Origin of the sequence: Nonomuraea fuscirosea (genome assembly GCF_003001935.1) — a bacterium.
Lineage (GTDB): Bacteria > Actinomycetota > Actinomycetes > Streptosporangiales > Streptosporangiaceae > Nonomuraea > Nonomuraea fuscirosea.
The window spans coordinates 273,063-281,044 of record NZ_PVNG01000018.1; the positions used below are offsets into that span (position 1 = coordinate 273,063).

At 71.8% G+C, this 7,982-nt stretch carries 7 protein-coding genes and 1 tRNA gene; 4 read left to right on the plus strand and 4 right to left on the minus strand.

What is annotated here, in order from left to right:
* Window positions 1-7 precede the first annotated feature (7 nt).
* The 4 genes from B0I32_RS36970 to selD all read right to left on the minus strand — a co-directional run bounded on the left by B0I32_RS36970 (window position 8) and on the right by selD (window position 3,385).
* A complete protein-coding gene (locus tag B0I32_RS36970; RefSeq protein ID WP_106247671.1) occupies window positions 8-475 on the minus strand; it encodes a rhodanese-like domain-containing protein in 468 nt (155 codons plus the stop codon).
* Window positions 414-2,150 carry a selenocysteine-specific translation elongation factor gene (gene selB, locus B0I32_RS36975; RefSeq protein ID WP_106247673.1) on the minus strand — a complete coding sequence of 579 codons (1,737 nt, stop codon included), beginning with the start codon at window positions 2,148-2,150 and terminating at the stop codon, window positions 414-416. The genes B0I32_RS36970 and selB overlap by 62 nt, the downstream gene beginning before the upstream one ends.
* Window positions 2,151-2,229: 79 nt before the next feature.
* Window positions 2,230-2,323 (minus strand) — tRNA-Sec (locus B0I32_RS36980).
* A gap of 69 nt (window positions 2,324-2,392) precedes the next feature.
* Window positions 2,393-3,385, minus strand: coding sequence for a selenide, water dikinase SelD (gene selD / locus B0I32_RS36985; protein WP_106247674.1), 993 nt, complete (start codon window positions 3,383-3,385; stop codon window positions 2,393-2,395).
* Between the two features lie 43 nt (window positions 3,386-3,428).
* Between selD and B0I32_RS36990 the strand changes: the two genes are divergently transcribed.
* The 4 genes from B0I32_RS36990 (at window position 3,429) to B0I32_RS56800 (ending at window position 7,829) form a co-directional block, all read left to right on the plus strand.
* Window positions 3,429-4,604: a cysteine desulfurase family protein gene (locus B0I32_RS36990; RefSeq protein WP_106247676.1), complete on the plus strand. Its 1,176-nt coding sequence runs from the start codon at window positions 3,429-3,431 to the stop codon at window positions 4,602-4,604.
* A gap of 45 nt (window positions 4,605-4,649) precedes the next feature.
* Window positions 4,650-5,960, plus strand: coding sequence for an L-seryl-tRNA(Sec) selenium transferase (gene selA, locus B0I32_RS36995; protein ID WP_106247678.1), 1,311 nt, complete (start codon window positions 4,650-4,652; stop codon window positions 5,958-5,960).
* Window positions 5,961-6,153: 193 nt separating this feature from the next.
* A complete protein-coding gene (locus B0I32_RS37000; protein WP_219912190.1) occupies window positions 6,154-6,558 on the plus strand; it encodes a PASTA domain-containing protein in 405 nt (134 codons plus the stop codon).
* 152 nt (window positions 6,559-6,710) lie between these two features.
* A complete protein-coding gene (locus B0I32_RS56800) occupies window positions 6,711-7,829 on the plus strand; it encodes a hypothetical protein (RefSeq protein WP_146178459.1) in 1,119 nt (372 codons plus the stop codon).
* Window positions 7,830-7,982: the final 153 nt, after the last annotated feature.

Genomic DNA, 7,982 nt, shown 5'->3' on the forward strand with positions numbered 1-7,982 from the left:
GCGGCCCTCACTCGCCCGGCCCGCGCGGCGGCGTCGGCCGGGCGGGGCGGACCGTCGGCAGGCCGGCCTCCGTCCAGGCGTCGAACCCGCCGATGACGTCGGTGGCGTTGTGCAGCCCGAGCTCGCGCAGCGCCGCCGCGGCCAGCGAGGAGGAGTATCCCTCCGCGCAGATGACGATCCACTGGGTGTGGGGGGAGCTCGCCTCGGGGATGCGGGCCGCGCAGGTGGGGTCGAGCCGCCATTCCAGGTGGTTGCGCTCGATCACGACCGCTCCGGGGATCTCTCCCGCGGCCCTGCGCTGGTGCTCCGGCCGGGTGTCGACGAGTTTCGCGCCACGGCCCACGGCGGACCACGCCTCGGCGGGCCGCAGGCGCCGGTATCCCGCGCGGGCCCGCGCCAGCAGCCCGTCGATCTCAGCCGCGCGGGCGTAAGGCTCGCCGGTCGTTGTCGACGCGCTGAGTGATTCCGCGGGCATCGAGGCACTCCAGGAGGGGAAGGGCGACGCGGCGGCTGGTGGCCAGGGCCACCCGCGCGTCGCTGACGGTGAAGGGTGAGGGGAGCTCCGCGAGCGTGTTCGCGGCCTGGTCCAGCGCGTCGGGCAGGAGCACGACGTTCTTCCCGATCGACAGCACCGCGCCCGCGTGCAGCGCGGCCGCCAGTGCCTTGCCCGTGAGGCCGAGCTCGGCCAGGCGTTCGGCGGTGGGGGCGTTGAAGGGGTGCTCGGCGAGGTCCGCGGTCAGCCGCGCGACCGCCTTGGCGATCGCGGGCGGCAGCGACCTGGCGGCGGGCAGGATGCGCCCGCCCTCGACCACCAGCGGCGGTGCGACGAGTGCTTCGGCGAGTCGCCGGTCGGGCAGATCCAGCAGCTGGGCCGCGGCGTCCACGGTGATCCCCGGGTCGTGCGGGGGCCGTCGCGCGACGTGGTCGGCGAGCCGGCGGGTCAGCGAGGCCCAGTGCCCCGGGTCGGCGTACCAGTCGCCGGCCACCGGCGTCCCGGCGGGAGGGCAGCCCATCGTCCTGAGCTCGCCGCCCGTCAGCAGGCCGTGCCAGCGCAGCAGCGCCGCCGCGTCGGGCACGGTCACCTCGTCGAGCGCCGCCGCTCTGGCCGCTGCGGCGCCCCTGCGCCGCAGCGCGGCGGGGCGGACGTCCAGCACGAGGAGCCCGGCGACGATCTCCCGCCTGCCGGGGTCGCGGAGCAGGCCCCGATCTCCCGTCCGCAGGGGCAGGTGACGGTCGAGGGTGAGCCTGGCGGTGCCGGCTCCCAGCATGCGGATCCTGGCGGGTACGGCGGCCGATCCCAGGTGCAGGATCGCCGTCTCCCCGCGCAGGTTCCCGGCCGGGTTCAGCCGGACGTCGACGACCCGGGCCGGCAACCACGCCCGCGGTGTCACCAGAGCCGTGCCGCGTGACAGGTCGGCGCGGTCGGCTCCCCGCAGGTTGACGGCGACGCGGGCGGTGGCGGTGACCCGCTCCGCCTTCTCGCCGAGTGTCTGCAGCCCCCGGATCCTGACCCGGTTCCCGTTCGCCTCCAGCTCGTCGCCGATGCTGAGCGTGCCCCCGGTCAGGGTGCCGGTGACGACGGTCCCCGCCCCGGTGATGGTGAACACCCGGTCGATCCACAACCGGACGGCCTCCTCGGTGTCCGGCTCGGGGAGCGTGGTGGCGAGCCGGGCCAGGGCGCTCTCCAGCTCGTCGAGCCCCTTCCCGGTCCTGCCGCTCACGACGACGCTGTCGATCCCCGCCAGGCCGGTCTTGCCGAGGTGGCCGTGCACCTGTGCCAGGGCGGGTTCCGGATCGGCGAGGTCGGCCCGGGTGACGACCGCGAGGCCGTGCCGTACGCCCAAAGCCTCCAGCGCCGCCAGGTGCTCGGCCGACTGGGCCTGCCAGCCTTGGTCGGCGGCCACGACGAACATCGCCGCGGGGCAGGGCCCCACCCCGGCCAGCATGTTGGTGACGAACCGCTCATGTCCCGGGACGTCGACGAACGCGATCCGCTCGCCGGATCCGAGCGTGGTCCAGGCGAACCCGAGGTCGATGGTCATGCCGCGGCGGCGTTCCTCGGCCCAGCGGTCGGGCTCCATCCCGGTCAGCGCTCGTACCAGCGTCGACTTGCCGTGGTCCACATGGCCCGCGGTCGCGATCACGTGCATGCGCGCCCTTCGGCGGGGCAGGCCCGTCGTACAGAACTGCGTCGATCCACTCGCGATCCATCTCCCGATGCGCAGATCAGCGGAGGCGGACGGGAATCGAACCCGCCGCGCCGAGATGCTCGGCGCCACTGGTTTTGAAGACCAGGAGGGTCACCAGACGCCCAAACGCCTCCGGCAGAGATCATAGACCGGTGAATCGGGCGTAAAGCACGTCCTTCGGCCGGTCCGGTTGGAGGCGCAGGTCAGGACCGGACGATGATGGTGTGTCCGGTGTTCTCGATCAGTTCACCGATCACGGGAGCGCCGGGGATCTCCCCCGCGACCAGCAGCCCGCCAGAGGTCTGCGCGTCGGCCAGGAGCAGCAGGGTCTCCTCCGGGACGTCGCCGTGGTCGAGATGAGGGGCCACCCAGTCGAGGTTGCGCCGGGAACCTCCGGGCACGAACCCCTCCCGCAGGGCCTGCGCCGCGCCGTCCAGCACGGGCACGGCCGAGGCGTTGATCACCGCGGTGACCCCGGAGGCGCGGGCGAGTTTGTGCAGGTGACCCAGCAGGCCGAAGCCGGTGACGTCGGTGGCGCAGCCGATGCCGGCGGCCAGGGCCGCGCGGGAGGCGTCCGCGTTGAGCCTGGTCATGGTCTCCACGGCGTGCGGGAACACCTCGCCGGTGCTCTTGTGCCGGTTGTTGAGCACACCCAGGCCGAGTGGCTTGGTCAGCGACAGCGGCAGGCCGGGGCGGCCGGTGTCGTTGCGGAGCAGCCGGTCGGGGTCGGCGGTGCCGGTGACGGCCAGGCCGTACTTGGGCTCGGCGTCGGTGACGCTGTGCCCGCCGGCCAGATGACAGCCGGCCCGCGCGGCCACCTCGGCGCCGCCGCGCAACACCTCGGAGGCCAGCTCGTACGGCAGCAGGTCAGGGGGCCAGCACAGCAGGTTGAGCGCGACCACCGGGCGCCCGCCCATGGCGTAGACGTCGGACAGGGCGTTGGCCGCGGCGATGCGGCCCCAGTCGTAGGGGTCGTCGACCACCGGGGTGAAGAAGTCGGCCGTACTGATGATCACGGCCCCGTCCTGCGTGCGGACCACGGCGGCGTCGTCGCCGGTCTCCAGGCCGACGACGAGTACGGCCGCGGGGTCTCGTGGACGGGGCATCTCCGCGCTGCCCAGGAGCCGTTCCAGGTCTCCCGCGGGGATCTTGCAGGCGCAGCCGCCGCCTTGGGCGTACTGTGTAAGCCTTTTCATGATCGCACTTTAAGGTGGCATAGGCCTCTTGGTTGGATTTTTCGTGGTTGACCCCCGTAACGACCCCACCGGGCTCTCCGACGGGCCCGTCTATCTCGACTACAACGCCACCACCCCCGTCGATCCGCGCGTCGCCGAGGCGATGACGCCGTACCTGACCACCTGGTTCGGCAACCCCTCCAGCGCTCACCGCTACGCCGAGCGGCCGCGTCAGGCCCTGGCGGCAGCACGCGTCCAGGTCGCCGGGCTGATCGGGGCCCGTCCGTCCGAGCTGGTGTTCACCGCCTCGGGCTCCGAGGCGAACCTGCTCGCCCTGCGCGGCGCGGTGCTGGCCGCCGGCCGGCCGCGCCCGCACGTGGTCACCCAGGCCACCGAGCATCCGGCCGTGCTGGAGACCTGCCGCGCGCTCGCACGCCTGCACGGCGCGCGTGTGACGACGCTGCCGGTGAACGGCGACGGACTCCTCGACGCGGGCACGCTGGAGGCCGCGCTCACCGACGAGACGGTGCTGGTGTCGGTGATGGCCGCCAACAACGAGACCGGCGCCCTGCAGCCCATCGCCGACCTCGCCGCCCGCGCTCACGCCCGCGGCGCGCTGTTCCACTGCGACGCCGCCCAGGCCGCCGGGAAGATCCCGATCGACGTCCGGGCCCTGGGCGTGGATCTGCTGACCGTGGCCGGGCACAAGATGTACGCGCCCAAGGGCATCGGTGCGCTGTACGTACGCGACGGCGTGCCGCTGGAGCCGGTCGTCTACGGCGGCGGGCAGGAGCGCGGCCTGCGCGCCGGCACCGAGAACGTCGCCCTGGCCGTAGCGCTCGGCGCCGCCGCCGGCCTGGCCGTCCACGACCTCGCCACCGGCGCCCCCGCACGCCTCACCCGCCTGCGCGACGACCTGCACCGCCGCCTGACCGAGGCGCTGCCCGGCCGCGTCCACCTCAACGGCCCCGCCGGCGACCGCCTGCCGAACACGCTGAACCTCGGCATCGACGGCGTGCCCGGATCCGACCTGCTCGGCGCCGCGCCCGCCGTGGCCGCCTCCACCGGCTCGGCCTGCCACAGCGGCGCGCACACCCCGTCGCCCGTGCTGTCGGCCATGGGCCTGGACACCGGGAGGGCGCTGAGCGCGGTGCGGTTGTCGCTGGGCCGCTGGAGCACCGAGACCTGCGTCGAGACGGCCGCGGCCGCCTTGATCGACGCGGCCCGGGTGATCGTATGATGCGTGACCAGCCCCGTACGAGACCCGTGATAGGACGTCCTTAGCGTGGCAGATCATCGTCGACTCATCCCGCGCACGGATGCGCTGCTCGCCGAGCCAGCGCTGGTCGAGGCGGTGCGGCGGCTCGGCCGCGCCCGGGTCAGGGCCGCGATCGTCGCGACGCAGCAGCGCGCCAGGGACGGAGAGCTCGCGCCAGGAGAGGTCCTGACGGCGGTGCTGGAGGCGCTGCCCGGCTCCGCGGCCGGCCTGCTGCCGGTGATCAACGCCACCGGCGTGCTGCTGCACACCAACCTGGGCCGCGCTCCGCTGTCGGAGGCCGCCCGCCAGGCGGTGGAGCTGGCCGCCGGGGTTACCGACGTCGAGCTCGACCTGGCCACGGGCGGCCGGGGCAGGCGGGGGCGCACCGCGCTGGCCGCGCTGGCCGCCGCCGTCCCCGCGGCGGAGGCGGTGCACGTGGTGAACAACAACGCGGCCGCGCTCGTGCTGGCGGCGACCACGCTGGCGGCCGGCGCCGAGATCGTGATCAGCAGGGGCGAGCTGATCGAGATCGGCGACGGGTTCCGCCTGCCTGACCTGCTCGTCTCCACGGGGGCGCGGCTGCGCGAGGTCGGCATGACCAACCGCACCGCCATCGCGGACTACGCCGGCGCGATCGGTCCGGGGACGGGCATGGTGCTGAAGGTGCACCCGTCCAACTACCGGATCGAGGGCTTCACGGCCGACGTCCCGGTGGCGCGGCTGGCGGAGCTGTGCCGCGAGCGCGGCATCCCGCTCGTCGCCGACGCCGGCTCCGGGCTGCTGGCTCCCGAGCCGCTGCTGCCCCGCGAGCCCGACGTGACGAGCTGGCTGAACGAGGGCGCCGACCTCGTCACCACCAGTGGCGACAAGCTCCTCGGCGGCCCCCAGTGCGGGCTGCTGTTCGGCCGCGCCGACGTCGTGGACCGGCTGCGCCGCCATCCTCTCGCCCGCGCGCTGCGGGTGGACAAGGTCACGCTGGCGGCGCTGGAGGCCACGGTCGCCGGGCCGCCGACGCCGACCTGGGAGAGCCTGCACGCCGGCCAGGCCACGCTGCGGTCCCGCGCGGAACACCTGGCCGACCGGCTGCGGGACAAGGGGATCGACGCCAAGCCCGTGGACAGTCAGAGCGTGGTCGGCGGTGGCGGCGCGCCCGGGGTGTCGCTGCCGAGCGCCGCCGTCGCGCTGGACGAGCGGGCGGCCGCCGCGCTGCGCCGGGGCCGGCCGCCGGTGCTCGCCCGCGTGGAGAACGGCCTGTGCCTGCTCGACCTGCGCGCGGTGCCGGCCGATCAGGACGACACGCTGCTGGCGAGCGTTCACGCGGTGCTGGCGGCGTACTGAGCACTCAGCCGCTGGTCACTGCGTCGAGTTCGGCGCGCACATCCTGGATGTCCGCGGCACGAAGCTGATCCGCCGCGAAGCCCCGGCGAGGAGATTTCGCGAGCCCCGACAGGACAGCAATCCGTGACAACCCGATCACAGATCGAGACGTCTCATCTTCGTCACCTCCCGCTCCCAGCCACAGGAGTACACGTTGCTCAAGCGCCTGGCTCCCCTTGTCCTCATGACCACCTGCTTGACCGCGTGCGGTAGCCGCACTTTGCCGGCCGCACCCGTCGAGACCGTCACCGCGACCGTGCAACCGTCCCCAAGGACCGACGACGTCGAAACCGACACGCCCAACCAGGAAGACACCGCAAGCGATGATGTGGCAGCGAAGAAGAAGCTGCCTGACGTGGTCGGCATGAACCTCCAGGAGGGTCAGGACACGCTGCAGGCGGCGGGCTTCTACGTCCTCAACGACAAGGACGCCACCGGACAGAACCGGCTGCAGGTGTTCGACCGCAACTGGGTCGTGACCAAGCAGTCACCCGCTGCCGGCCGGAGGGTGAGCACGGACACGCTCATCACGCTGTACGCCAAGAAGATCGGCGAATAGCGCGAACGCGGGCGGCAAGCCTTTCGGCCGCATCGCCGTTGGCGAGATAACTGAACGCCACATTCGCGCCCCCTGGACACCGATTGCCGCACGATACGGCGCGGTGCGGTCGACCACGGCCGATTCACCACGTCCCGTGGCAGGGTGGTCGCATGACCGACTTCCCGTTCTATCGCAGCCTTTGTGACCGGGAGAACACCGGCTTTCGCAGACTGGGCCTGCTGGCCGAAGCGCAGTATGCCGCGGCCATTCAGGACACCCGGACGGTCCTCGTCCCGGTGGACGACCAGATGGTGCCGGCTCTTTGCCCGATCGAGTACGCGACCGGATATGACGCCCGGCGTACGCGCGAGCTGACCGCACAGGAGGACGTGTTTCTCCTGTCGCTGCCACCCGCATATCTCCGGGGACAACGGAAAGGGACGCTACCCACCCAGTACGCCGTGCTCGTGGAGAACGACCATCACGACACTGATCACCTGAAGAAGGAACTGACGGAACACTTCCCTGGAGCCGTCACCTGCGATTTCCCGGATCCACGCGCCCGAGGCAGCGCCGCCTCCCTGACCGCCTACTCGGCCATCCTCCACAGAAACCCGACTCCCCGCGCCCCGGCAGAAGCGAACGCCACAATCCTCAACGCCACCTCATTACGCGCCGATCCCCACCTGACGGACCAACTGTGGGCGCTTTACGGCGAGCGCTTCGACTGGCTGGGCAAGCATCATCCCCTCTCCATGGAGGAATCACAGTCCACCTTCAACGCGGCCCTCTTCCACCGCGACACCCAAACCTTGGTGACATTCGAGCAGGGCCGGCCGGTCTGCATCGGCCTGTTCATGTCCAGCCTGGCCGCCTGCGACTGGCTCTCCCCGGCATTCCGCGCAAGCCTCGAAGAACAGACCGCCGCCGCCAACGAAAACCTGATCTATTTCTACGCCTCGCAAGCAGCACAAAAGCCTCAGCGACGCACGCCGAGGTGGTCATGGCCACCTTCGCCCAAACGCTCTGGCGGGCGGAAAAGCCATGCCGCCTCATCTTCGAAACGACCAACCTGTCCAGCCGCTACATTCCCCGCCTGGTCGGAAAGTGGGTCCATGAAAGCGGGTACGGCACCATCGCCCCGGGAACGTCCGTCGAAGCACTCGCCCAGGTCGACTTCTGGTACCTCAAAGCCACCTTTTGATCACCCGCCGAGGCCCGTGGCTCAAGCGCAAGCCTGGGGCGGTCAGGCCTCAGAAGAGCCGGGTAGTCACTCAGCAGACAGATGAGGCCGCTTCCGATTTTCGGAAGCGGCCCTCTACCTGCGGCGATACTGTCGGGGTGGCGGTGTGCTGGTTCAGGACATAGGAAACCCATGTCGCAAGACATAGGAAACTTCAACAGAGTGTGTCTCGGGACATAGGCAACCATCGCGGTCATGA

Excerpts from the sequence above, each read along its gene's own strand:
- B0I32_RS36970 (WP_106247671.1), bottom strand. The coding sequence starts at position 475 with ATGCCCGCGGAATCACTCAGCGCGTCGACAACGACCGGCGAGCCTTAC.
- selB (WP_106247673.1), bottom strand. The coding sequence starts at position 2,150 with ATGCACGTGATCGCGACCGCGGGCCATGTGGACCACGGCAAGTCGACG.
- selD (WP_106247674.1), bottom strand. The coding sequence starts at position 3,385 with ATGAAAAGGCTTACACAGTACGCCCAAGGCGGCGGCTGCGCCTGCAAG.
- B0I32_RS56800 (WP_146178459.1), top strand. The coding sequence starts at position 6,711 with ATGACCGACTTCCCGTTCTATCGCAGCCTTTGTGACCGGGAGAACACC.